The 26,018-nt window shown below is 52.3% G+C and carries 21 protein-coding genes; 12 read left to right on the top strand and 9 right to left on the bottom strand.

Annotated features, from left to right (window positions below; translation table 11 throughout):
- Positions 1-5: 5 nt before the first annotated feature.
- From OGY62_RS10680 to OGY62_RS10670, 3 genes are read left to right on the top strand one after another with little or no spacing between them, the layout of a single operon-like run.
- Complete coding sequence (locus tag OGY62_RS10680) at positions 6-386, top strand: nitrite transporter (RefSeq protein ID WP_114647384.1); 381 nt, start codon at positions 6-8, stop codon at positions 384-386.
- Entirely contained in the window at positions 383-3,106 is a 2,724-nt protein-coding gene (locus tag OGY62_RS10675) for a host specificity factor TipJ family phage tail protein (protein WP_286459780.1), read from the top strand. The genes OGY62_RS10680 and OGY62_RS10675 overlap by 4 nt, the downstream gene beginning before the upstream one ends.
- A 57-nt stretch (positions 3,107-3,163) precedes the next feature.
- Positions 3,164-5,320: a right-handed parallel beta-helix repeat-containing protein gene (locus OGY62_RS10670; RefSeq protein ID WP_286459778.1), complete on the top strand. Its 2,157-nt coding sequence runs from the start codon at positions 3,164-3,166 to the stop codon at positions 5,318-5,320.
- Positions 5,321-5,350: 30 nt separating this feature from the next.
- On the opposite strand, the gene OGY62_RS10665 is transcribed toward OGY62_RS10670, so the two are convergent.
- Positions 5,351-6,418, bottom strand: a complete 1,068-nt coding sequence (locus OGY62_RS10665) for an acyltransferase family protein (protein WP_286459776.1) — start codon at positions 6,416-6,418, stop codon at positions 5,351-5,353.
- A gap of 269 nt (positions 6,419-6,687) precedes the next feature.
- Here OGY62_RS10665 and OGY62_RS10660 point away from each other — a divergent pair, with 269 nt between their 5' ends.
- Together OGY62_RS10660 and OGY62_RS10655 are read left to right on the top strand one after the other, a co-directional pair.
- Entirely contained in the window at positions 6,688-7,104 is a 417-nt protein-coding gene (locus tag OGY62_RS10660; RefSeq protein ID WP_286459774.1) for a translesion error-prone DNA polymerase V autoproteolytic subunit, read from the top strand.
- A 2-nt stretch (positions 7,105-7,106) separates the two neighbouring features.
- Complete coding sequence (locus OGY62_RS10655; RefSeq protein WP_286459772.1) at positions 7,107-8,372, top strand: Y-family DNA polymerase; 1,266 nt, start codon at positions 7,107-7,109, stop codon at positions 8,370-8,372.
- A 257-nt stretch (positions 8,373-8,629) separates the two neighbouring features.
- Here OGY62_RS10655 and OGY62_RS10650 read toward each other — a convergent pair whose 3' ends face one another.
- The 3 genes from OGY62_RS10650 to nhaB all read right to left on the bottom strand — a co-directional run bounded on the left by OGY62_RS10650 (position 8,630) and on the right by nhaB (position 11,297).
- Positions 8,630-8,971: a TehB family protein gene (locus tag OGY62_RS10650; RefSeq protein ID WP_286459771.1), complete on the bottom strand. Its 342-nt coding sequence runs from the start codon at positions 8,969-8,971 to the stop codon at positions 8,630-8,632.
- A 109-nt stretch (positions 8,972-9,080) separates the two neighbouring features.
- A complete protein-coding gene (gene dsbB, locus OGY62_RS10645; RefSeq protein WP_286459769.1) occupies positions 9,081-9,611 on the bottom strand; it encodes a disulfide bond formation protein DsbB in 531 nt (176 codons plus the stop codon).
- A 141-nt stretch (positions 9,612-9,752) separates the two neighbouring features.
- Entirely contained in the window at positions 9,753-11,297 is a 1,545-nt protein-coding gene (gene nhaB / locus OGY62_RS10640; protein WP_114847803.1) for a Na(+)/H(+) antiporter NhaB, read from the bottom strand.
- 222 nt (positions 11,298-11,519) lie between these two features.
- Here nhaB and fadR point away from each other — a divergent pair, with 222 nt between their 5' ends.
- Both fadR and OGY62_RS10630 read left to right on the top strand, forming a co-directional pair.
- Positions 11,520-12,239, top strand: a complete 720-nt coding sequence (gene fadR / locus OGY62_RS10635) for a fatty acid metabolism transcriptional regulator FadR (protein WP_024130272.1) — start codon at positions 11,520-11,522, stop codon at positions 12,237-12,239.
- 45 nt (positions 12,240-12,284) lie between these two features.
- Positions 12,285-12,461: a hypothetical protein gene (locus tag OGY62_RS10630; protein WP_286459766.1), complete on the top strand. Its 177-nt coding sequence runs from the start codon at positions 12,285-12,287 to the stop codon at positions 12,459-12,461.
- A 129-nt stretch (positions 12,462-12,590) separates the two neighbouring features.
- On the opposite strand, the gene OGY62_RS10625 is transcribed toward OGY62_RS10630, so the two are convergent.
- Positions 12,591-14,123, bottom strand: coding sequence for a SpoVR family protein (locus OGY62_RS10625; protein ID WP_024130273.1), 1,533 nt, complete (start codon positions 14,121-14,123; stop codon positions 12,591-12,593).
- A gap of 322 nt (positions 14,124-14,445) precedes the next feature.
- Between OGY62_RS10625 and OGY62_RS10620 the strand changes: the two genes are divergently transcribed.
- Positions 14,446-15,744, top strand: coding sequence for a D-amino acid dehydrogenase (locus OGY62_RS10620; protein WP_012132085.1), 1,299 nt, complete (start codon positions 14,446-14,448; stop codon positions 15,742-15,744).
- A gap of 12 nt (positions 15,745-15,756) precedes the next feature.
- A complete protein-coding gene (gene dadX / locus OGY62_RS10615; RefSeq protein ID WP_286459764.1) occupies positions 15,757-16,827 on the top strand; it encodes a catabolic alanine racemase DadX in 1,071 nt (356 codons plus the stop codon).
- A gap of 106 nt (positions 16,828-16,933) precedes the next feature.
- On the opposite strand, the gene OGY62_RS10610 is transcribed toward dadX, so the two are convergent.
- Both OGY62_RS10610 and ldcA read right to left on the bottom strand, forming a co-directional pair.
- On the bottom strand, positions 16,934-18,667 hold the full coding sequence (locus OGY62_RS10610) for a potassium/proton antiporter (RefSeq protein WP_047463283.1): 1,734 nt from the start codon (positions 18,665-18,667) through the stop codon (positions 16,934-16,936).
- A 96-nt stretch (positions 18,668-18,763) separates the two neighbouring features.
- Entirely contained in the window at positions 18,764-19,678 is a 915-nt protein-coding gene (gene ldcA / locus OGY62_RS10605) for a muramoyltetrapeptide carboxypeptidase (protein WP_286459762.1), read from the bottom strand.
- Between the two features lie 100 nt (positions 19,679-19,778).
- Between ldcA and emtA the strand changes: the two genes are divergently transcribed.
- Positions 19,779-20,390, top strand: a complete 612-nt coding sequence (gene emtA / locus OGY62_RS10600) for a membrane-bound lytic murein transglycosylase EmtA (RefSeq protein WP_012132090.1) — start codon at positions 19,779-19,781, stop codon at positions 20,388-20,390.
- A 12-nt stretch (positions 20,391-20,402) separates the two neighbouring features.
- Here emtA and ycgR read toward each other — a convergent pair whose 3' ends face one another.
- Positions 20,403-21,137 (bottom strand): flagellar brake protein YcgR, encoded by a 735-nt coding sequence (ycgR, locus tag OGY62_RS10595; protein WP_047463290.1) that lies wholly within the window; start codon positions 21,135-21,137, stop codon positions 20,403-20,405.
- Positions 21,138-21,340: 203 nt separating this feature from the next.
- On the opposite strand from ycgR, the gene OGY62_RS10590 reads away from it, so the two are divergent.
- Positions 21,341-21,595, top strand: a complete 255-nt coding sequence (locus OGY62_RS10590) for a GlsB/YeaQ/YmgE family stress response membrane protein (RefSeq protein WP_012132092.1) — start codon at positions 21,341-21,343, stop codon at positions 21,593-21,595.
- 276 nt (positions 21,596-21,871) lie between these two features.
- Entirely contained in the window at positions 21,872-23,986 is a 2,115-nt protein-coding gene (locus tag OGY62_RS10585) for a TonB-dependent siderophore receptor (RefSeq protein ID WP_286459760.1), read from the top strand.
- Positions 23,987-24,041: 55 nt separating this feature from the next.
- On the opposite strand, the gene OGY62_RS10580 is transcribed toward OGY62_RS10585, so the two are convergent.
- On the bottom strand, positions 24,042-26,012 hold the full coding sequence (locus OGY62_RS10580; protein ID WP_115181552.1) for a TonB-dependent receptor plug domain-containing protein: 1,971 nt from the start codon (positions 26,010-26,012) through the stop codon (positions 24,042-24,044).
- Positions 26,013-26,018: the final 6 nt, after the last annotated feature.

The raw sequence follows: 26,018 nt of genomic DNA, 5'->3' as shown, positions 1-26,018 counted from the left end.
TTTCAATGTTCAATCAAGATAAATACCTTTCAGTCAGATGGCTGAAAGGCGGTCGCGCTTACCCTGAACTTGACTGTTTCGGCATCGTAAATGAAGTGCGTCGCGACCTGGGATTACCAGAATGGCCGGATTTTGCCGGGGTAACGAAAGATGATGGCGGCCTTAATCGCGAAGCAAGAAAACTGATGCTCTCCCTGCAACGCTGCGAGCCGTGTGAAGGCGCGGGTGTTGCGTGCTATTCAGGCTCAACAGTTACGCATGTCGGCGTTGTCGTGGTGCTTAATGGTCGTTTGCATGTGGCCGAATGCAACCCTAAATCCAACGTTTCTTTCACGCCGGTGGCACAGTTTGTTCGCCGCTTCGTTAAAGTGGAGTTCTGGAAGTGACCATCAGAATTTATCCTTCCCGATTACCCGGCGAGCCGCTGGAAACGCATGAACATAGTGCAATCACGATCCATCAGTGGATGACGCGGAACGTTGATAATTACCGCGCTGACATGAAGCATCCGATCGCCATTGAAGTGGACGGCGTGAATATACCGGCTGCGGCATGGTTCGATTATGCGATCAGGCCAGACAACGATGTAAAAATTTACCCTGTACCCTATGGAACGGGTCTTGAGATCGCTGCGTGGGCTGCGATTGCCGTGTCTGTTGCTACCGTGGCATATGCTCTTTTCTTTGCGCCAGGCGCATCCGATCCCGGTGGTTTTTCTTCATCGACTGGCGATTCACTGGACGTTAACCCGGCGAAAGCGAACCGTGCAAAGCTGGGCGATCCAATTCGCGAGTTGTTCGGACGCCGCCGAATTTACCCCGATTATGTAGTGCAGCCGGTAACCCGGTTCAGCCCGGACGATCCGACAGTGATGACCGTTGAAATGTTCGTCGCGCTGGGATTCGGACAATTTTCATTCGGCGAAGGGGATATGCGTGTTGGCGCCACGCCAGTTTCATCGCTTGGTGATGGTTTCACGTACACCGTTTTTCAGCCAGGCCAGAATGTCGCTGGTGATCGCCGTAGCGAAAACTGGTTTAACTCTACCGAGGTCGGCGGGACGTCATCGGGTGCCGGGCTGGATATGGCCCAGACCGCGCCGGATACGGATGATGTTGTGGCGCAGTCGCTGACGGTGTCGGGAAGTACAATCACATTTAACGGATTAAGCGCTGACGACGATACTGCAACAAACGAGCTGCCTGATTCCTGGGTTGCTGGTGCGACGGTTGAGCTAATCGTACCCGATCAGTTTGTTGTTACCAACGATGGCGCATACAGCCGCATTACCAGTGACAATCTGGCGGAAATCGCCCCTTACGTCGGAATGCCGGTAACGCTCTGGTACAACAGCGTCGACTACAGCCTGTTTATCGCTTCGTATACGCCGCATGCAGATGCGACAGAGGAAGAAGAAGAGATCACCGCGTCGGTAACGCTGGCTTATGAGAGTGAGACCGGCGCGCCTTTTACGGGTATTCCTGAGGGATATATCAGGCTTTCCGTTTCTCACGCTGGATATCAGTACAAAATTTTCGACGTGGACGGCACCAGTGTGACTCTTCAGCGCTTGATTGATGGTGTTGTCGATAACACATGGCCGGGTTTTGTGGCGCGAACCGTGCTTGATTTTGAGGCATCTGGCGTTAACCAGAATGACTCCTGGATGGGACCATTTCTGGCATGCCCGGATAATGAAACCATAGACATGTTTGAAGTGAATTTCTTCTTCCCGAATGGCATTTGCGGATACGACAAAAAAGGGAGAAAACAAAACAGAACGGTTCGCTGGGAAGTTCAGTACCGTGTCTATGGCTCTGGTTCGGGATGGATGAGTAAAACCGGTTCGTATAACACAAAAAATATTAATGGCCTTGGTTTCACTGAGCGCATCACGCTGAGTTCTCCCGGCCTTGTTGAAGTGCGGTGCCGACGCACTAACGAACAGGGGCAGGATAACAGCCGCGATAATATGTACTGGCAATCGTTGCGTGGCCGCCTGCTGACCAGACCGTCATCGTATGCTGGCGTAACGACTATGGGCGTCACGGTGGAAACCGGTGGCAAACTGGCAGCGCAGTCCGATCGCCGGGTGAACGTGGTAGCTACAAGGATTTATGACACTGGCGCGGCGCGCAGCATCTCCGGCGCGCTGTACCACGTTGGTAACTCGCTGGGGCTGGACATGGACACCGACGCCATTGATGCGCTGGAAAGTGCGTACTGGACGCCTGACAATGAGTTTTTCGACTTCGAGACGACCGACAGTACATCTGCGCTGGAGGTTTTGCAGAAGATCGCCAACGCCGGGAAAAGCTATTTTCTGCTTGCAGATGGGCTTGCTTCGGTTGCGCGCGAAGGCGTTAAGCCCTGGTCTGGGGTTATCAGTCCGCATGAGATGACCGAGGATCTGCAAACCGCGTTTGTGGCTCCGTCTGACGACGACTATGACGGCGTGGATGTTACGTATATCAACGGAACGACATGGGCGGAGGAAACGGTACAGTGCCGGACACCAGATAATCCAACGCCCGTAAAAATCGAAGACTACACGCTTGACGGTGTGCTGGACCGGGACCGGGCATATCAGATCGGCATGCGGCGGCTGATGAAGTACCTACAGCAACGGCTGACGCATACGACCTCAACAGAGCTGGACGCGCTTTGCTATAACGTCGGCGATCGTATCGTGCTGACCGACGATATACCAGGCAGCCAGACGATTAGCGCGCTGATTGAAGAGATGGATACCACTGATAACAAGACAACGTTTACGGTGACGGAGCCTCTTGACTGGTCTTTCGAGAACCCTCTCGTGCTGATACGTTACCAGGATGGCACCGCTTCTGGCCTGATGGTTGCAACAAGAATGGGGGATTATCAGGTGCTGGTTCCCGAGCAACCAGAATTCAGCTCTATTATTCTCAATGATCCGGCTATCGAGCCGCCGCGCCTTATTTTTTGCGACTCTTCGCGCGTTGGCTATAACGCCATTATCTCTGAGATCGCGCCTCAATCTGATGGCACATGCCAGGTAACGGCAAAGCAGTATAAACCCAACTTCTACGATTACGACAATGCCACTTATCCCGGCAACGTCGCATAACAACAATCTCTCCAATACAGACCCGCTTCGGCGGGTTTTTTCGTTTATGAGGCCTATATGACGACTTACAACACCGGCAATCCGCTGGGGTCTGCTGCTGCAAAAGATTTGTACGATAACGCCCAGAACTTTGATCACCTTTCAAATGACCGGGTTAATGAAACGTGGGATGACCGTTTTGGCGTGCCGCACCTTACCTGGCATGGAATGGAAGTGCGTTATCAGGAAAAGCTCTCATCAATGGGCTGGTCACTGATGGATTCTTTCCAGAGCGGGGCGACTTTAACGCGTGCTGATCAGGCATTACGCTGGACCCTTCCTGATGGTAACGGAGAATATTACCGTTGGGATGGAGAATTGCCAAAAACTGTCCCTACCGATTCCACTCCAGAATCAACCGGTGGGGTTGGGGCTGGTGCGTGGATTGGAGTTGGGGATGCCTCTCTGAGGTCTCAAATAATCGCAAATCAACCGGGAGCCACTGTAGTAAATGGTTTCTTTTTAAAATTTACACCAGTCGCTTATGGTGCACTTGCGACCACTGGCACAGATGATACAACTGCGTTTACCGCATGCATAGCTGCAATGCCTGATGGCGCAACGATGGATCTACAGGGCCTGACGTACTCTGTTACGGACATCGAAGTCGCAAAACCGATGCGTATTATTAATGGAACGATTAATGTGCTGTATGGTTCACTGAAGGGGGGTATATATGTGCATGATACTAATAATGTGCATATCCAGAACGTGACTACTATCGTTGACTATGCAAACAAATCTTCATACACGGCAGATAATGTATCTGGCATTCATTTCGAAAACTGCGCTGACATTTCGGCAACGAACTGTACTGCGATAGGCTCTAAGAATGATGTTTACCTTCTCACTGGGTCATGGGGCTGTCCTATCCATGCCTATCAGTGTAACCGTGTTTCTTTCCAGAACTGTGTTGTAAAATATGGTGATAAAGAAGGGCTGATGACTCGCTTTTGTGATGAAGTATGGATGGATAACTGTCGCGGCTATGAATGCGGGCAATCATGCATCGGAACATCAAGCGGCAATAAAGCAATTATTAATTCATGCTATTCTTATAAGTCAGGTAATACTGGCATTACCATGAATAGCGAAAACTCGGTAGTAACAAACAGTGTTGTTGAGGGAAACCTACAGTTTCACGGGATTCTTATAGGGCACAGCCATGAGGCAACTGCGTATGCAAATAATTGCTTGATTGCCAACAACGTAATTATAAATTCCGCAACAAATGGAATCGCTGTTACTTACGGAAGAAATGTAACAATAACAGGTAATTCAATTGAGAACTCCGGGATGCATGGTGCAGGTAACGGGGTGTTAATTGACCGATTTTCTACATCTAACTCTGTCGTGACAATATCTGGTAACTCAGTGAAAGGTGCGTCAGCCGCGGGTATATACTCATTTTCTGAACCCGGCTCTGCTAACAATATTACAATATCTGGAAACACAATCATTTCAACTAGTGGTAATGGCATCAGAGTTGATGATGATGGATATGTGAGCGTGAAGTCAAACTTAGTGAGAGCTTCCTCAAATAGCGCAATTCAAGTGCGCTCTGCCACGCTAGACGGTTCAGTAATAGCCAGTTCGTTTGATATTTCACAAAATACTGTCGGTTTCTGCGCTAACTTTGCATGCGATACTATGGGCGCGTCTATTATAAATGTAAGCAACAATACGTTTATAGGATTTAATAACACAAATAATGCAAGCTACACTGGAATGCGTCATATCGGTGTGTACGGAGGTAACAATATTCCTCACCCCACCTTTATGGCTATAACTGATAATACATTCTCTGCTGGTATAGTCGGATCGGGAAGGCCATACACGGTCTTTATTGAGGGGAACGGTCTTACCGAAATAGATAAAATACTGAAGGTATCTGGTAACAAATTCGGTAATGATTCATATACTCCACTTTCGTATTCAAATATGACATTGCAATGGGGGGCTGGAAATACGAAAGGAACTTCACCAACTCTGGTAACAGTAAGCATCCCATCATCGGGAAGTGTTATTGTAAATAATTCTAATCAAACGCAATTTGCCTTGCCACAAATTACGGCAAGAGGAAATTCTGGTTTTTATGTTTCGTCATTTTCAACAGGCACAATAACCATAAATAATACATCGTCAACATCTATCAATGTTACGGTTTGTTATTAATTAAAATGCCGGGTTTACCCCGGCGTTATTTTAACTTAAATACCTTACCTTCATAGAAAGAAATGGTTTTTCAATGGCGTGGTATGTCAAGGTTGATATAAGTATGACTGTTGGAAGGATGATAAGTGCGGCACTCTCAACAAAAGAAAGTCCACTTTTGGCAATCAACCCAGAGGCTTTCAACGCTTCGCCTATAGGGAAATGGAGCAGATACATAGAAAAGCTGATGGTTCCAAGCTTGCATAACAAACCATCAATATGGCGATTTATCGTAAATGGTATTTTCAGATATGAGACGATGAACCATCCCCACAAAGCGCCCTCTATACTAAATCCAATAACTGATCTAAACCATAAAGATTTATCCAGTAAGAAATATAAGGTTAATGCTATTAAGCTAGCTACCAATGAAAAGTATTTAACAAGAATGCTACTTATAAACTTTACTGAGTCAATTCGGTTATATGCTAACCCAAAAAGCATTCCGATTAAAAACTGATCTAATCGACCGGTGATTGTGTTGTAGAGATTTCCGAACTGCATATCTCCCTTGATTGTTACAATACCAAGTTTCACAATTACAGCGCATGCAATGAGAAGAATTATCTGTTTGTATCCATAACGATGCATGAATGCAGCTAAAAATGGAAAGATAAGATAAAATTGAAATTCAACTGCTATCGTCCATATAGGTCCGACAGGGAATATTTTATCATTGAATGGGCCTGTGTTTAGCTGGAGCGTTAAAAGTCTTAATATATCTTCGGGTGAGGATGCTGGTCGTGTGACACAAATTATTGTGAAGAACACAACGGTTAGTAAAGGAAATATTCTTAATACACGATTTTGAAGGAACCGTAAATAATTTATTTTCTTAGAGCCCTCTCCAGAAATTATGCAAAATAAAAATCCAGACATAACAAGGAAAAGGCTCACTCCTGAAGAACCATTGTTTATCCATGCAGCAAGAATGGACTTGATGCTTGATAGACCTTCAGTCATGTCATAAGTCTTACCCCTAAAGTGATAAAACACGACAAGAGTAGCTGCATAAAACCTAATATGATCAAGTCTATTTAAATGGTTTTGCTCATTCATTCCATTGCCTTACGGTGAATATTACTAATCTTACGAAAGATTATCATTTTTATGTGATTTCCGATAGTCAGGATCCCGCAGCACATCATTGAGCCACGGTGGTCAGCTGGCGATCGTTCGACAGAGAGCACCAGTCGCCGATGATGTCTCACAAAACTAAATTTCACCTCACGCCAGTTACTTACCGTGTCGTACTTCTAAGAGACTTGATCGCTGCTGTCGATACAATAATACTGTATATATAGTCAGTATTAGTTAAGGTGATTATCATGCAGTTTTTCACGCCTACAGAACTACGCCAGATAGTATCGCTACCGATGTTTAGTGACCTTGTGCCATGCGGGTTTCCTTCGCCAGCGCAGGACTATGTTGAGTCGCGTATAGACCTTAACGAATTGCTGGTGCGGCACCCAAGCGCGACGTATTTTGTAAAGGCCACTGGAGATTCTATGCGTGATGCTGGAATCGGCGAGGGCGATTTGTTGGTAGTCGATAGTTCACGAAAAGCAGGGCATGGGGATATTGTCATTGCAGCGGTCGACGGTGAGTTCACAGTTAAGCGCCTGTTGCTGCATCCTGCTGTCATGCTCAAGCCTGAGAACTCTGTGTATAAACCAATCATGATTGGGAGTGAAGACAATCTGGAGGTTTTCGGCGTCGTAACCTACATCGTGAAGTCTGCTTGAGTATGTTTGCGCTCGTGGATGTGAACAGCTTTTATGCGAGCTGTGAAACGGTATTCAGGCCAGACCTAAAAGGAAGGCCGGTTGTCGTTCTCTCTAACAACGATGGCTGCGTTATTGCCCGTTCGGCAGCAGCTAAGCCCTTTGTGAAAATGGGTGAGCCCTATTTCAAGCAGAAAGAGGCTTTCCGCCGCCACGGAATCGTCACGTTCAGCAGTAACTATGAGCTTTACGCTGATATGTCGAACCGCGTAATGACAACGCTGGAAGAAATGAGTCCTCGCGTAGAGATCTACAGTATAGATGAGGCATTTTGCGATCTTACTGGTGTGAGAAACTGCCGCGACCTTACTGAGTTTGGCCGGGAGATCCGCACTACAGTATTACAGCGTACACATCTCACAGTCGGCGTCGGTATTGCGCAGACAAAAACCCTCGCGAAACTGGCAAACCACGCAGCTAAACAGTGGCAGAACCAGACGGGAGGAGTAGTGGATTTATCGAACCTTGATCGTCAGCGTAAACTCATGGCAATACTGCCTGTTGATGATGTCTGGGGTATCGGACGACGCATTGGCAAGAAACTTCAGGCGATGGGCATCAAAACTGCTCTTGACCTGGCTGACACAGATATCCGGTTTATCAGGAAGCATTTCAATGTTGTGCTCGAAAGAACGGTGAGAGAGTTGCGTGGTGAGCCGTGTCTGGAACTGGAAGAGTTTGCACCAGTAAAGCAGGAAATTGTATGCAGTCGCTCCTTCAGTAGTCGTATCACTGCTTACGAAGAGATGCGCCAGGCGATTTGCAGTTACGCCAGCCGGGCGGCGGAGAAGCTGCGCGGCGAGCATCAATATTGCCGGTTTATCTCCGCGTTCGTGAAGACAAGCCCGTTTGCACTGAACGAACCGTATTACGGCAACAGCGCCTCCGTGAAGCTTCTGACCCCGACGCAGGATAGCCGGGACATCATCGGTGCGGCCACGCGATGCCTGGATGCTGTCTGGAAAGATGGACACCGTTACCAGAAGGCAGGCGTTATGCTCGGTGATTTTTTTAGTCATGGTGTCGCGCAGTTAAATCTGTTCGACGATAACGCGCCACGGCGCAATAGCGACAAACTGATGAAGGTGCTGGATCATCTCAATGCCAAAGACGGCAGAGGAACACTGTACTTCGCCGGGCAGGGCATACAACAGCAATGGCAGATGAAACGTGAGATGCTCTCACCTCGATATACAACGAGATTCACTGACTTGCTGCGAGTTAAATAATCCCCGTTATATGCGGTGTCTGAAAGTATAAGGCGGGAGAGTTTGATGATTGTCCGGCGATGTGATGGGGCATGGGTGGGGCAAAAAATTAGCGCAAAACAACTCAAAACCTCGGAAGGTGGTGATTCGTCTTGCGCTAATGCTTTGCTTTATGTCGGCTTTCAGCTCACTTCGACGCACAATGATTTAATAGTGCCGCCTATCTTAAACAAACCTTCATGGGCGGACTGAACCGCCCATTGTTCAGTAAGCGTTAATTACGCTTTTTTCGCCTGATACATTTCATCGCCGTGGTTGTCGTCTTCAACCCAGAAATTGATATTGAATTGCGCATCGTCGCTTAATTCGATGCGGTGCCAGTATTGCGGCGGGCTGGTCGCAAACTGACCGGCGTTAATGACCACTTTGAGTTCAGGTTCTTTGGCGTCTTCGTTAGCGAAACCGTAGTAAGTGACTGAGCCTTCCATCACGCAGAGTTGCCCAAAGACACCCGCAGCGGTGTTATGGTGGGAGAGCAGTGCGGCTGGCACATTCTCTTTGGTGAAGAAGGGAGTGGAACGTTTAATTTTCCAGTTTGCCGGGATGCGTAAATGGGACATAAGGCGTCTCCTTGTGGGGGCATCTATAAGATGTATTTAATATACATCTTATAGATGCCCGGAAGCAACGCCGTCAGGCGAAAAAAAACGCTCCCGAAGGAGCGTTCTGTTACCGACTAAAGAGATCGCGTCTTTTCGGCCTAAACGGTTGAGCAATCAACACCAGGATCGCGATCGCCAGATACGCCGCAAAAATCCCCAACAGCCACTGCGGCATCTCCAGGGTTAAAAACGACCACTGACGCTCGGCGCAGTCGCCGGAAGCCAGGAAGACCTGCGGCAGCCATTTATCCAGCGGCAGCCACGTCGGGAAGCGCGCAGCAAAATCACAGGTCATGAACGGCGAAGGATGAAGCTGGATCATCGTGTGTTCATAAGCCAACTGCAACCCGCGCCAGGCGCTGTAAATCCAGATCGCTATCGCCACATAACGCAGCGGCGTTTTAGGGGCGACAGCGCCAACCAGACCCGCGCCCATCACGCCGAATAACGCGCTACGTTCGTAAATACATAGCACGCAAGGTTTGAGCAGCATGACGTGCTGGAACCACAGCGCTACCATTTCGAGCGCAAAGGCAGTTAACGCCATCAGTAACCACGCGCCCCGACCCCGTGAGCACTGGTTTAAAAATCGCAACATAATTATTTCCCTGCAACATGCGTAGACACCGCAGTGTAAACCAATTCAATTTATGCGCCAGTAGTGGGAAATGAAATAAAGTATAATCGGATAATTATCATGCAAAAAGTCAAACCGGGCAGTGATTTGCCCGGTTTGATGTTATGAGAATGTAGCTAACCAGCCAGATTGCGTCATCCACTCCGTGATGGGGGTGAGGGTAAACTCGACGCAGAGTAAACCAACGAGGGTGAGCACCAGCGTGTATGGCAACGCCATCCAGACCATACGGCCATAAGAGAGACGAATCAGCGGCGCCAGCGCAGAGGTGAGCAGGAACAAAAATGCCGCCTGGCCGTTTGGCGTCGCTACGGACGGCAAATTGGTGCCGGTGTTGATCGCCACCGCCAGCAGTTCGTACTGTTTCATGCTGATTGCGCCGCTTTCCATAGCCGCTTTGGCCTCATTGATGTAAATCGTCCCGACGAACACGTTATCGGAAATGGACGACAGCAGGCCATTGAAAAGGTAGAATAGCGTTAACTGCGCATGTTCGGAAGCCTGTAAAACGAACTGGATGATCGGGGCGAAAAGATGCTGATCGATAATGACCGCCACGATGGAGAAGAAAACCGTCAACAGCGCGGTAAACGGCAAGGACTCAGTAAATGCTTTGCCAATCGCGTGTTCATCGGTGACGCCGGTGAGTGACGTGGCCAGAATAATGACCGACAGACCAATCAAGCCCACTTCCGCCAGATGCAGCGCCAGCGCCGTCACCAGCCAGACGCCGATAATCGCCTGCACAAACAGATTGAGTTTGTCCTGGCGTGTACGACGTTGACGGCTTTGATCGTCGAACTCCTGCAAAATATGACGCACTTTCTCCGGCAGCGTTTCACCATAGCCAAACCAGCGTAGTTTCTCGACCAGCACGCAGGTGAGCAGCCCGCAAATTAGCACCGGAACCGTCACCGGCGACATGCGCAGGAAGAAATCGCCGAAATGCCAGCCCGCCGCTTTGGCGATAATCAGGTTCTGCGGTTCACCGACCATCGTCATGACGCCGCCCAGCGCGGTGCCTACGCCCGCATGCATCATCAGGCTGCGCAAGAAACCGCGAAACTGTTCCAGCACCGCTTTACTGTTCTGGTCGAGGTGGTCGTCATCCTGGAGATCGTTCTCTTCGCCGCGCGCAGAGGCGACGCGATGATAAATGCCATAAAAGCCGACCGCGACGCTGATGACCACCGCGACAACGGTCAGGGCATCAAGGAAAGCGGACAGGAAGGCCGCAGCCATACAAAATGCGAGCGACAGCAGCATCTTGGAACGAATGCTAAGCAGCAGGCGGGTAAAAATGAACAGCAGCAACTGCTTCATAAAGTAGATGCCTGCGACCATGAACATCAGCAGCAGCAGCACTTCGAGGTTGGCGGCAACCTCTTCACGCACATGCGCTGCGCTGGTCATCCCAATGATGACCGCTTCAATCGCCAGTAATCCGCCGGGCAGCAGGGGATAGCACTTCAGCGCCATCGCCAGCGTGAAAATAAATTCAGCGACCAGCAGCCAGCCCGCTACAAATGGGTTGATGAAGAAAATCAGTGGATTAGCAATTAAAAAAGCGATTAATGCAAGTTTATACCAGTCAGGCGACTGGCCCAGAAAGTTGCGCCAGAATGCGCGACCCCAGGAGAGCTCCATGGCAGTTTCCCTTACCTGTAAATGTGAGAATCATGTTTTTATGTTTAGGCGCAAAGCTTAGCGGCCAGGGTAAAAGCAGGCAAGTCCTTAACGTGATGGCGTGGCGTTATCCAGAAAATGAAGCCTTGATCCCCTTTTTCTTCATCCTGTCCGCTATCAGCCATGAAACCCGTCTGGTATGATGAGTGTAACTATGTTTTGCTGTGTAATGGAAATCTCACTATGGTCATTAAGGCGCAGAGCCCGGCGGGTTTCGCGGAAGAGTACATCATTGAAAGTATCTGGAATAACCGCTTCCCACCTGGCACTATTTTGCCTGCCGAACGTGAACTCTCCGAACTTATCGGAGTGACGCGCACCACGTTACGCGAAGTATTGCAGCGCCTGGCGCGAGACGGCTGGTTGACGATTCAACACGGCAAACCGACAAAGGTGAACAATTTCTGGGAAACGTCCGGGCTGAATATTCTTGAAACGCTCGCGCGTCTTGATCATGAAAGCGTGCCGCAACTGATTGATAATCTGCTGTCGGTGCGCACCAATATCTCCACGATTTTTATCCGCACCGCGTTTCGTCAGCATCCTGATAAGGCGCAGGAGGTACTGGCGACGGCGAATGAAGTGGCCGACTACGCCGATGCATTCGCGGAGCTGGATTACAACATTTTCCGCGGTCTGGCGTTTGCCTCCGGTAATCCGATTTACGGTCTGATCCTGAACGGGATGAAAGGGCTGTATACCCGCATTGGCCGTCACTATTTCGCCAACCCGGAAGCCCGGAGCCTGGCGCTCGGTTTCTACCATAAGCTGTCATCGCTTTGCGAACAGGGCGCGCATGACCAGGTGTACGAAACGGTACGCCGTTACGGTCATGACAGCGGTGAGATTTGGCATCGTATGCAGAAGAATTTGCCCGGCGATTTGGCTATTCAGGGCCGCTAATCGTTATATGCCGGATGGCGCTTCGCTTATCCGGCCTATGGTGATGTGCTGTTTGTTTGTGCCGGATGGCGCTTCGCTTATCCGGCCTACGGCGATGTGCTGTTTGTTCGCGCCGGATGGCGCTTCGCTTATCCGGCCTGCGGCGATATGCTGTTTGTTTGCGCCGGATGGCGCTTCGCTTATCCGGCCTACGGTGGTGTGCTGTTTGTTCGCGCCGGATGACGCTCCGCTTATCCGGCCTACGGTGGTGTGCTGTTTGTTTGCGCCGGATGGCGCTCCGCTTATCCGGCCTACGGCGGTGTGCTGTTTGTAGGCCGGATAAGGTGTTTACACCGCCATCCGGCAATTAAACTACAGGCTGTTCATTCTCGGCGGGCACCGCTCCAGCAGTTCAACGCTGCCATCCTCATTCTGCTGCTCCAGCATGACATCAAACCCCCACAGGCGATGCACATGTTTCAGCACCTCTTTACGTCCCTTGTCCAGCGGTGCGCGGTTGTGAGGAATATAGCGTAGCGTCAAAGAGCGATCGCCGCGTAAATCCACATTCCAGATCTGAATATTCGGCTCCAGATTGCTCAGGTTGTACTGTGACGAAAGCCGATTGCGGATCTCGCGATAACCTTCCTCATTGTGAATGGCCGAAATTTCCAGATAGTTGTGCCGGTCGTCGTCCAGCACGGTAAAGAAACGGAAATCACGCATCACTTTCGGCGACAGGAACTGGCTGATAAAGCTCTCGTCTTTAAAATCACGCATCGCGAAATGCAGGGTTTCCAGCCAGTCTGAACCGGCGATATCCGGGAACCAGTATTTGTCTTCTTCCGTTGGCGACTGGCAAATGCGTTTGATGTCCTGGAACATCGCGAAGCCAAGCGCATAAGGGTTAATTCCGCTATACCACGGGCTGTTGTACGGCGGCTGGAACACCACATTGGTGTGGCTGTGTAAAAACTCCAGCATAAAGCGCTCGGTCACTTTACCTTCATCGTAAAGATGATTCAGGATGGTGTAGTGCCAGAACGTCGCCCAGCCTTCGTTCATCACCTGCGTCTGTTTTTGCGGATAGAAATACTGGCTGACCTTGCGCACGATGCGCAAGATCTCGCGCTGCCATGACTCCAGCAACGGCGCGTTCTTTTCCATAAAGTAGAGCAGGTTTTCCTGCGGTTCAGACGGGTAACGCCGCGTTTCGGCGACGGCTTTCTCTTCCTCTTTCTTCGGCAGAGTACGCCACAGCATATTCACCTGGCTTTGCAGATACTCTTCGCGACTTTTCTGCCGGGCTTTCTCCTCCTGCAACGAAATTTTTTGCGGGCGTTTGTAGCGATCGACGCCATAGTTCATCAGCGCATGGCAGGAATCCAGCAGCTTTTCAACTTCGTCCACGCCATAGCGTTCTTCGCATTCGGTAATGTAATTACGGGCAAAGATCAGGTAATCGACAATCGAACTGGCGTCGGTCCAGCTGCGGAACAGGTAGTTATTCTTGAAGAAAGAGTTATGCCCATAGCACGCGTGCGCCATCACCAGCGCCTGCATAGTAATGGTGTTCTCTTCCATCAGATAAGCGATACACGGGTTGGAGTTAATGACGATTTCATAGGCCAGCCCTTGCTGACCATGCTTATACAGGCGCTCGGTTTCAATGAATTTTTTGCCAAACGACCAGTGAGGATAGTTGATCGGCATCCCGACGCTGGAATAGGCATCCATCATCTGCTCAGAGGTGATCACCTCGATTTGGTGCGGGTAGGTATCCAGTTTGTAGAGTTTCGCGACGCGGTCAATCTCCGCCAGATAGACATCCAGCAGATCAAACGTCCAGTCGGGTCCATCGCTCAAACGTGTGCTGTCCTTGTTCATGGAATCAATCGTAGCCATTCGCGCACCCTCATTGTTGGCGGCACTCTCTGTCTGGAGCACCTCATTTCAAGCATAGAACACCGTGTTAAAAAACGTGCTGATGAAGAAAATTTTTCTTTGCGATTTCGCAGCGCCGGCACGCCAGAAACTGGCATGGCTGCGATATTTTATGCTGGATAAAAATGACGCACAGCAGGAGATGCCAAAGCAGAGAGATCCCTGACAACAGAGGCAGATGTGAGGTGCGTCACCATAAAAAAGCCATATGTTGAATAATATTTTCAACTGAGTTATCAAGATGTAATTAGAAGATTGTTCTTTTACTGTTAACGGAGTGGCTATGCGAGTTGTCATACTGGGAAGTGGCGTCGTTGGCGTAACCAGCGCCTGGTATCTGTGTCAGGCTGGGCATGACGTCACCGTCATCGATCGTGAACCTGGCCCGGCGCTGGAAACCAGCGCGGCGAACGCCGGACAAATTTCTCCGGGCTATGCCGCGCCGTGGGCGGCGCCGGGTGTGCCGCTGAAGGCCATCAAGTGGATGTTCCAGCGCCATGCGCCGCTGGCTGTTCGCCTGGACGGGACGCAGTTTCAGTTGAAGTGGATGTGGCAAATGTTGCGTAACTGCGACACCCGCCATTACATGGAGAACAAAGGGCGCATGGTGCGTCTGGCGGAGTACAGCCGTGATTGCCTGAAAGCGCTGCGTGCCTCAACCGGCATTCAGTATGAAGGGCGTCAGGGCGGAACATTGCAGTTATTCCGTACCGCGCAACAGTATGAGAACGCCACCCGCGATATCGCCGTTCTGGAAGATGCTGGCGTACCGTATCAGCTACTGGAATCCAGCCGCCTGGCGGAGGTTGAACCTGCGCTGGCGGAAGTGGCGCACAAACTGACCGGCGGCCTGCGTTTGCCCAATGATGAAACCGGAGATTGCCAGCTGTTCACTCAGCGCCTGGCGCAGATGGCGGAACAGGCGGGCGTGACGTTTCGCTTCAACACGCCGGTGGAAAAACTGCTGTACGAAGGTGAACAAATTTACGGCGTGAAGTGCGGGGATGACATCATCAAAGCCGATGCTTACGTGATGGCGTTTGGCTCTTACTCGACGGCGATGCTCAAAGGGATCGTCGATATTCCGGTCTATCCGCTTAAAGGTTATTCGCTGACGATTCCGGTCGCACAGGACGATGGCGCGCCAGTTTCGACTATCCTTGATGAAACCTACAAAATCGCCATTACCCGTTTTGATAAGCGCATTCGCGTGGGGGGAATGGCGGAAATTGTCGGCTTTAACACTGAATTATTACAACCGCGTCGTGAAACGCTGGAGATGGTCGTACGCGATCTCTTCCCGCGCGGAGGGCATGTGGAACAAGCCACGTTCTGGACCGGGCTGCGGCCAATGACCCCGGATGGTACGCCGGTGATCGGACGGACGCGCTTCAAAAACCTGTGGCTGAACACCGGGCATGGGACGCTGGGCTGGACAATGGCCTGCGGTTCAGGGCAATTATTGAGCGATATTCTTTCAGGTCGTACACCTGCTATTCCTTATGACGACCTGAGCGTAGCGCGGTACAGCCCTGGCTTTACGCCGTCACGACCCCGGCATCTTCATGGCGCGCATAACTAATAAGGAAGCGAGATGACCCGCCCTATACTGGCCAGCCTTGACCTGAAGGCGATGAAACAAAATCTTGGCATTGTGCGCCAGGCCGCCCCGGACGCTCGCGTCTGGTCGGTGGTGAAAGCCAATGCCTACGGACATGGTATTGAGCGTATCTGGACGGCGTTGGGGGCGACCGATGGCTTTGCCATGCTCAATCTCGAAGAGGCGATTACGCTGCGAGAGCGGGGATGGAAAGGGCCGATCTTAATGCTGGAAGGGTTCTTCCATGCCGACGAGCTGGCCATATATGACACATACCGTCTGACGACCTGCATACACAGCAACTGGCAGCTCAAAGTGTTGCAAAACGCGCGCCTGAACGCGCCGCTGGATGTTTATCTCAAAGTGAATAGCGGCATGAACCGGCTGGGTTTTTTACCCGAGCGGGTACAGACCGTCTGGCAGCAACTGCGGGCGCTGCCGAATGTGGGCGAAATGACGTTAATGTCGCACTTTGCCGATGCTGAGCACCCGGAAGGGATCGACCAGGCGATGACGAAAATCGCCCATGCGACGGAAGGGCTTGAATGCCGTCGCTCGCTGTCGAATTCAGCGGCTACGCTGTGGCATCCTGAAGCCCATTTCGACTGGGTGCGACCCGGAATTATTCTGTATGGCGCATCGCCGTCAGGGCAGTGGCGGGATATCGCCAATACCGGGCTGAAACCGGTTATGACCCTGAGCAGCCAGATTATTGGCGTACAGACGCTGAAAGCGGACGATCGGGTCGGGTATGGCGGACGCTATACCGCGACCCAGGAGCAGCGCATCGGGATTGTGGCGGCGGGCTACGCGGATGGTTATCCCCGTCATGCGCCAAACGGCACGCCAGTGCTGGTGGACGGTGTGCGTACCGGAACGGTTGGCACCGTGTCGATGGATATGCTGGCGGTGGATCTGACGCCGTGCCCGCAGGCGGGTATCGGTACGTCTGTGGAACTGTGGGGGAAAGAGATCAAGATTGATGATGTCGCCTCTGCGGCGGGAACGGTGGGGTATGAACTGATGTGCGCGCTGGCGCCGCGTGTTCCGGTTGTGACGGCGTAACTTTTTTTGTGGCGCCGTAGGATGGCGCCAGTGCTTATCCGGCCTACAGAGGGCAGAGTGTAGGCCGGATAAGGCGTGTCAACGCCGCCATCCGGTAGCGTTTCCATTATTCCATTTCATCCCCCGCGACGCGAACCCCGACTTTACGCACGGCGTTGTCTTCTTTCTCTGCGACCGTCCAGATCATGCCGGCAAACTCCACCTGGTCGCCCACAACCGGCGCAGCGCCCAGCAGTTGTTGCACGATTTCCCCCAGCGTCTGCTGTTTATCGCGATATTCCGTTCCCTCGTCCAGACCGTAAATCAGGGCGACGTCAGCAAATTTCGCATTGGCTTCGAGAATAAAATCGCCGAAAAAACGCTGATCCAGCGCGACCGGCGGCGACTGGCTGAACAGTTTTCCCAGCGCCGGAAGGTCGCGCTCACGTCCAATAACGCACAGAACGTCGCCTTCGCGTAAACGGGTGCTTCCGGTCGGATGGAACAGCACGTTGTCGCGAAACAGGGCGGCGATGCGGGTCTCCTGCGGCATGTGCAGATCGCGCAGCGCGGCGCCGACGCACCACTTATCTTCACTCAACTGGTAGACAAACTGCTCCCAGGGGTTTTCCGGGTGAATATCCAGCCCGATACGCGAAACCGGCCAGCCGACGGGAGGCACCACCACTTTGGCTTTTTTGGCCGCCCAGGTCAGGGACGTTCCCTGGAACAGCAGCGATATCAGCACCACAAAGAATGCGACATTAAAAAACAGTCGGGCATTCTCCAGCCCGGCCATCATCGGGAAAACCGCCAGGATGATAGGCACGGCGCCACGCAGCCCTACCCAACTGATGAAGATCCGCTCACGCAGATTAAAGCCCCGAAACGGCAGCAGGCCCGCGAAAACGGAGAGCGGGCGAGCCACCAGAATCATCCAGACCGACAGCACCAGCGCCGGAACGGCGATAGGCAGCAGATCGGATGGCGTAACGAGCAGTCCCAGCACGAGGAACATGGCGATTTGCGCCAGCCAGGCCAGACCGTCAAAGTTTTGCAGGATGCCAAACCGGTTGCGGATAGGGCGGTTGCCCAGCAGGAATCCACACAGGTAAACGGCCAGAATGCCACTGCCTTCCAGCGCGGTGGTTACGGCGAAAACGAGAATTCCCCCGCTCAGCGCCAGCAGCGGATATAACCCGGTGGGCAAGGCAATCCGGTTAATCATTTGCTGAAGCAGATATCCGCCGCCTAACCCCAGCATGATCCCCAGTCCAAACTGCTGGATGATATCGAGCACGAAAAGCCAGCTCAGGCCGGTCTCATGTTTCTGAATCATCTCTATCAGCGTGATGGTCAGGAAAACCGCCATCGGGTCGTTACTCCCGGATTCGATTTCCAGCGTCGAACCGACGCGTTCGTTAAGCCCTTTACCACCCAGCAGAGAAAAAACGGCAGCCGCATCCGTTGAACCGACAATGGCACCAATCAGCAGCCCTTCAATGAGATTCAAATGAAAGAGCCAGGCGGCCATCATGCCGGTGAGACCGGAGGTAATCAGTACCCCTACCGTCGCGAGCGAGAGCGCCGGGCCCAGGGCGACGCGAAAGGAGCTGGCCTGGGTACGCATCCCGCCATCCAGCAGAATAATTGCCAGCGCGAGGTTACTCACCATGTACGCGAAAGGATAATTATCAAACGGGATACCGCCAACGCCATCAACACCCGCGAGCATGCCAATCGCGAGAAAGATAACCAGAATAGGGATGCCAAGACGAGATGAGAATGAACTTAATAAGATACTACAGGTTACGAGGACTGAACCCAAAATGAAAAGACTAATAATGGCTGCGGCATCCAACGTTATGTTACTCCTGAATTACGCTGTTTCTAATAATAAACCCTAACATAATAACGACAGAAACAGCGTTTTACTTAGCCCAGGCGACGGCTTTTTTTATGATTTGAGGACAGGATGGCCGGAGAGTGTGAGTTGGCTGCCATTTTCGCCATTTTTTAGCACCGCGTGGGCACCGAGCGGCAGCGTAACGGTGCGTTGCTCATGACCGAAATCCAGACCGGTCACGACGGGGATGGAGAGACGGGAACGCAGAAACGCGTAAACCGCGTCAAGATCGTAACCGGCATCGTAATCATTCGGCGCGCTACCGCTGAAACTGCCCAATATCAGCGCGTTCTGCCGGGACAGAATCCCCGCGTGATACAGTTGCAGAAGCATTCGCTCAACGCGGAAAGGATGCTCGTTAATATCCTCCAGCACCAGTACGCCATTTTCAATGGCGGGCATCCACGGGGTGCCGATAAGGGAGATCAGCATGGCCAGATTGCCGCCCCACAGTGTGCCTTCCGTTTCACATGTCGGGCCGTGACCTTGCCACTCCACCGTGAACTGCGCGTTGCACAAGGCCCGCCAGAAATGGCGCTCGGTGAAGGTGTTCATCTCCTCCGCGCCGAAATTCGCCGCCAGCATGGGGCCGCTAAACGTTATCACCTTGCCCAGCGCCAGCAGGGCGGACTGAATCACCGTAAAATCGCTGTGGCCGCAGATCAGCAGCGGGTTCGCCTGTTGCCGTGCGATGAGCGCCTGCCAGTCAATGCTCTCCAGCAGACGACTGGCGCCGTAACCGCCGCGAACCGGCATCACAATGGTATCGGGCGTCGTCAGGCGGGCGAGGCCGTTAACATCCGCCAGACGCTCGGCGTCTGAACCGGCAAAACGCTGGTCACGGCGGCCAATGACGGCGGCGTTATCCACCTGGTGGCCGGATTCGATAAGCCGTTGTACGCCGCGTAAAGCCGCTTGCTGATTGATGCAGTAACCCGATGGGGCGATTAAGTGAAACAGGGACATGGCAATTCCTTGCTGACATCTAAAACCAAATGTATATCATGCCGATTGAGCATGTCGTTGTCACTCGCAGCGGCGAATTCCGGCTATAAGGATAGATGACGTGAAATTGAGATGGTTTGCTTTTTTGGTTGTATTGCTGGCGGGCTGTAGTTCAAAGCAGGATTACAAGAATCCGCCCTGGAACGCCGAAGTCCCGGTTAAACGGGCAATGCAGTGGATGCCGATAAGTGAAAAAGCCGGGGAAGCCTGGGGCGTCAGCCCGCGTCTGATTACCGCGATCATCGCGATTGAATCGGGCGGTAATCCGACGGTGGTCAGTAAATCCGGGGCGGTTGGGTTAATGCAACTGAAGGCCTCGACGTCCGGGCGCGATGTTTATCGTCATATGGGCTGGAGCGGCGAACCGTCGACCAGCGAACTGAAAAACCCGGAGCGGAATATCTCGATGGGGACGGCGTACCTGAGTATTCTGGAACACGGGTCGCTGGCCGGTATTAACGATCCGCAGGTGATGCAGTACGCGCTGGTGGTCTCTTATGCCAATGGCGCGGGCGCGCTGCTGCGCACGTTCTCTTCCGATCGCAAAAAAGCGATTGAGAAAATCAACGATCTGAGCGCGGATGAGTTTTTCGAGCACGTTGCCAAAAATCATCCTGCGCCACAGGCGCCGCGTTATATCTGGAAACTCCAGCAAGCGCTGGATGCGATGTAACCCGCGCGGGGGTTATTCACGCACCTTATTGGATTTTTCCCGCGCTTCCCGTTCAAGAGAGAAAATAATCCGCTGTAATTCCCGCTCCACCGCCGGGCTGACGTTGAGAAAACGAAAGCTCAGGCGGGGAGTGGTAATTGTCTCATTTTTACCGTCAATCACTCTGCGTTCGCTGATGGAAATAAGCTGGGCGTCAAAGTGGAAAACGCCCCATTGCCCCATGTTCAGCTCAATTTGCGAAAAGCGCATGCCTTCGGTTAATCCGGCGGGTTTTGTCGCTTCCAGCAATGCGCCCATGCCGCCCAGCGAGAGATCGAACAAGCGAAAACGTAGCGTGTTGTCGTCCGGCATTTTCGCCTGGCAGTAGTAGGGGGGATGTAAAGGCGCGGAAATACGGAAATACTCCCGGCGCTGAACGAACCACAGCTCGGGTGGCAGTGCGGTAATAAATGCCGGAAGCTGCTGGTATTCGCCACGGGTGAGCTGATCCAGCGTGAACTCCACTTTCGCGCCCTGCGTTTCTGCGGTAATGGTTATCTGTCTGGCGCGCTGAACGGCGATGTTTTCATAGTCCTGGCTGCCGAAATCCATCACCAGTTTTTCCGCGTTAACGTCCAGAATCTTACTGATGAACTGCCCCCCGGCCCAGGAGATGCGTAGCGGCACCTGGCTCTTGTTTAAATCTTTGAGTACGCCTAATACCGCCAACGGGTTTTGCTTCAGGAACTGCTCACTGTAGTGACTCACGCGTAATGACTCCTGGATGCCTGACAGATTATCGTTTGGTTATCGGCATGGCATGACGGAACTTAAGACAAATGGGTGAAATTTTTATCAACGCCAGCGCATAACGTCGCAGGATGAAAAGCATGGCCGGTTGATTTGCCTATACTTAAGGGACTGGCGCAAGAACGTCTTGCGCATGCTTTCACTGGAAAGAGGGCCTGAATATGGGAATTATTGCCTGGATTATTTTTGGTCTGATTGCAGGTGTTATCGCTAAGCTGATTATGCCGGGTCGCGATGGCGGTGGTTTTATACTGACCTGTATTCTCGGTATCGTTGGTGCGGTTGTCGGCGGCTGGCTGGCAACTATGTTTGGTATCGGCGGCAGCATCAGCGGGTTCAATCTTCACAGTTTCCTGGTGGCCGTCGTCGGGGCGATTGTTGTGCTCGGCGTTTTTCGCCTTCTGCGGCGCAATTAAATGAACAGAGCGGATGTGGGGATGAGTGCGTAAATCGGCGACATGCTACCCTGGCGTGTTTTCCGTTCACTTGATGCCCATTATCGCTCTGGCGCATTATCAGTCGTGAACGTGTCAGGGAAGGCGTCTTCCCGGCACGTTTACGGGAATTCAACAGACGTCAGAACAATCTGTATTCCTGAGCAACGCCTGGCCGGATTAACGGCGAAAGCTGGCTTGATTTGTGAATAAAAATGAGAATAATTGTCATTCCATTTCACATATAATAATTTGCTCATGAAAACAACTCATCGTTTCACATTACGCGCGCTCTCTGGATGTATCACCTTAGCCCTGACTGTCCCGTCTTATGCTGAAGAGTCAAAAGAGTCGACCATTGTGGTCACCGCCGCCGGGCAGGAGAGCCTTCTTCCGGCCTGGACCAACAGCGCCACCAAATCCGCCGTGCCGGAAAGCAAAACGCCGCAGGTGATCAACACCATCGACAGGCAGGAGATTGAGCAACGCCACGCCAACTCGGTGAATGAAATTCTGCGCTACGCGCCGGGCGTGTCAACGGAAGTTCGCGGTAATACCTCCTATATGAGTGAATATAAGATTCGCGGTTTTACGGTGGATCAGGAGTATTACAACGGCCTGCAACTGCCGTACAACGTGACCGGGAATACCAAAGCGCGTATTGATCCGCTGCTGATTGAAAGCGTGGATATTCTGAAAGGCCCGGCCTCGGTGCTGTACGGCAATGGCTCGCCGGGTGGACTGGTAAACATCCAGAGTAAAAAACCGCAGGCGGAACAGAAAACGGAAGTGGGCTTCAACACCGGCACCCGTAATCTGAAAGAGGGTTATCTGGATTCAACCGGGCAAATCAGCGACAGCGACTGGAACTACCGTTTACTCGGCAAAGCGACGGAAGGGGATGATCAACCGCATACCTCCCGCTATGAAAACTATCTGGTTGCCCCGTCCGTTACCTGGCAACCGGACAACAAAACGCGTCTGACGATTGATGCGCTGGCGCAGAATACACCGTCGCTGTCGCCTTCCAACCCGCTGCCCATTTCTTATCTGCGCTCAGAGTATGCGGGGCGTCGTGATTTTGCCGGAGATGAGTGGAGCGGCTTTAAGCAGCGTCAATGGATGCTGGGTTACAGCTTTGAACACCAGTTTGACAGCGGCTGGGGCTTCAATCAGAAAGCGCGCTACTTTGATGTGGATACCCACCAGCGCAGCGTCTACTCCACCGGAAATATGGGGAATCCGGTCTGGGAGTTGAACCGGTTTGCCTACACGACCGATGAAGATCTGAAAAGTTTTAACATCGACAACCAGGTTACGAAAACGGTAGTGTCAGGCGACTGGCAGCACCATCTGCTGGCAGGCTTCGATTACCAGAAGCTCGACAGCCATTACTTCTACCGCTATGCCAGCAGCACGCCGGGGATCGACATGCGCCACCCGAACTATCGTCAGATTCATACCGACGATTTAGGGCTGAGTACTGCGCAGAATAACCGTCTCTCTTATCAGCAGAATGGTTATTATCTTCAGGATCAGATTGCGTTTGGCGGCCTGAACCTGCTGGCGAGCGTGCGTTACGATGACTATCGTTCCGCCACGACCGACTATCTGCAAAACGGCGATAAAACCTGGATTTCACAGGATCGCGTCACCAAACGTTTCGGTGCGTTATATGCGTTTGAAAATGGGATCTCTCCATTTATCAGTTATTCCGAAGGCTTTAAGCCGATCTCGCCGCAAGGGACTCTGACCTCGAAAGAGGTGAAGCCGACCACCAGCAAGCAGGTTGAGGGCGGGGTGAAATACCTGCTGGCGGAATACGCGACCACCTTTACCGCATCGGTGTTTAATATCCGCCAGAAAAATGTGCTTTCCGCCACGCCAACCTGGGATTACCGTCAGACCGGCGAGATTGAGTCAAAGGGGGCCGAACTGTCGATTGTCAGCCGTCCGGCGGATAACGTCACGCTGATCGCCAACTATGCCTATACCCATGCGATCAACACGGAAGATGAGACGTATGAAGGCAAACGTCCGACTCAGGTGCCGGAAAACGCGTTTAACCTGTGGGGCGATTACACCTTTGATAATACGCCGCTGCGCGGGCTGAACGTTGGCGCGGGCGTCCGTTATACCGGGCCGATGGAGATCTCGCCAGCTAACGACAAAGGCAAACTCGGCGGCACGACGCAGTATGATATGGCCGTCTCTTACCGTCTGGGAGAGGCGATCCCATCGTTGAGCGGGGTGACGCTGAAGGCCAGCGCGCAGAATATTACCAACAAAGAGACGTTTAGCTGTTACGACGACAACAACTGCTGGATTGGCCGCGACCGCACCGTTCAGGTTGGCGCCAGCTACAGCTTCTGATAGCAACCCGGCCTGCAATTGCGCAGGCCGGGTTCGTTTTCATTCGGCGGAACAATCAGAACTTATATTCCACCCCGGCCCAGAAATTACGGCCTTCCTCGATAAACCCTTCGCTGTAGGCATACTTCGTATCGAACAGGTTGTTCACGGACGCGTTGACGCTAAAACCGTAGCCCAGCGCATAATCCGCGCGGATATGGGTAATGGCAAATCCGCCCGCTTTCTGTGAACCGTCTGAATTGCTGTAGCTGGAGGAACGCGCCTCTTCTGACAGCGTAATACTCAGCGGTTCCCACGGTTTGAGCGTCATCCATGCGGTGAGCGTCTGCGTTGGCAAATCGGTGATTTCACCGATTTCATCACGCTTGACGTCCGCGTGGATCAGCCCATAGCTCAGCCCGACATCCAGCATTTCAGACACATTGCCTTTGATTCCGGCATCCAGACCGGTGTAATCCACCCGGCCGCTATTGCGGTTCTGGATCGTATCGGCATCAATATTGTGCGACAGGATTGCGTCGGTCACACGGTTATAGTACACGCTGACCTCGAATCCCCAGTCGCGGGTCAGCGAACCGTTCCAGGTCAGATCCACGCTGCGGGCGCGTTCGGGTTTTAACTGCGGGTTGACGATAGCCACCTGGTTATACGCCGGTTTCGACGTGGTATACCGCTCTTTGAGCGTCGGGAAACGCGTCCGGTCAGAGTAAGAGAGCGCCAGCGTGTCCTCGTTTGCGAAGTGGTATTTGGTCATGACCTGCCAGTTAAACGCCGACTGGTTGTTGTCGTCGTAGTGGGTTACGCTGCCGTCTTTTTCGTGTTTCATCCCTTCCAGACTGTCACGCCAGTCATAGCTAATACCGGCCACGACATCCACATTATCGGCGGCGGCCCACTGGTATTCGCTGGCTAACGACCAGGTGCGATCTTCATAGCGATCGTATGCCGCATGCGGCGCGCCTTTTTCACGGTGGACGTCATCTTTCCAGTTAACGGCGAACGAGAGCAGATCGTTTTCACGCATTTCGGCGGCGAGTTGTAACCCTGCGCCATCGCTGTAATCGGAATAGTGGCTATAGCTGCCTTTCTTGTTTTTCAGGTCGGCAAGGGAGTTGTACATCATCAGCGTGTTTTCAAAGGTGTCGCGATAAAGCCGGCTTTTCAGCGTGAAGCGATCGCCCAGATGCGTGGTGCCCTGATAGTAATAACTCTCTTTATCGTATTGCGGCCACTGCCAGTAGCGCGACTTCTGGCTGCTGGTGCCTGCGTATGGCGGGTTGTCCTTTTCACCGTCCTGGTTGATATAGGTCAGGGTGTACTCGTCATTTTCGCGCGGCGTGAAGCCCAGCTTAACAATGCCCCGTTTATCATCTGCCGACGAGTTGATCATCTTCCCGTTGCTGCCTGCAATGGCGTTGTCCACCCCGTGCGGCAGACCCAGGAAATCCTGCTTCAACTGGCTACCGCTGACTTGCAGATAACCCAGCTCATTACTGGCGCCAAACGAGGCGTGCATATCGTGGGCGTTATCTTTGCTCCGGCTCCATCCCTGGCGATAACCGATGCTCCCTTCGAGAGGTTTTGTCGGTTTTTTGGTGGTGATGTTGATCGCGCCGCCCATCTGGTTAGGGCCTTGCAGCAGCGATGAGTAGCCTTTGGACACCTCAACGGAGGCAATGTCCGAGGTGAGGAAGCGCCCTAAGTCGAGGTTGCCGTCGTAAGGGATGTAAACCGGCACGCCGTCGAAAAAGATCGGAACCTGGCGGCTGTCAAAACCGCGAACTTTGACCTGCTGTTCGTTGCGGTTGCCTGATTTTTGCAACGCCACGCCAGGGATGACGCTTAATGCCTGCGCCACATTCTGCTTATCCAGATCCTGCATGGTTTGTTGACCAAGCACCGTGGTGGTCGCCGCAGAGGCGGGGCTCGACCAGACGGTCATGGTGTCGCTTTCTTGCCCAGCAAACGCATTATGCGCAAAAGCTACCGATAATGCCGTGTAAAGACAACTCTGAGTGAATTTCATTGTTTT

The sequence above is a fragment of the Citrobacter sp. CK198 genome (genome assembly GCF_030333295.1).
GTDB lineage: Bacteria > Pseudomonadota > Gammaproteobacteria > Enterobacterales > Enterobacteriaceae > Citrobacter_B > Citrobacter_B koseri.
This window is presented reverse-complemented; position numbering and strand designations above follow the sequence as displayed.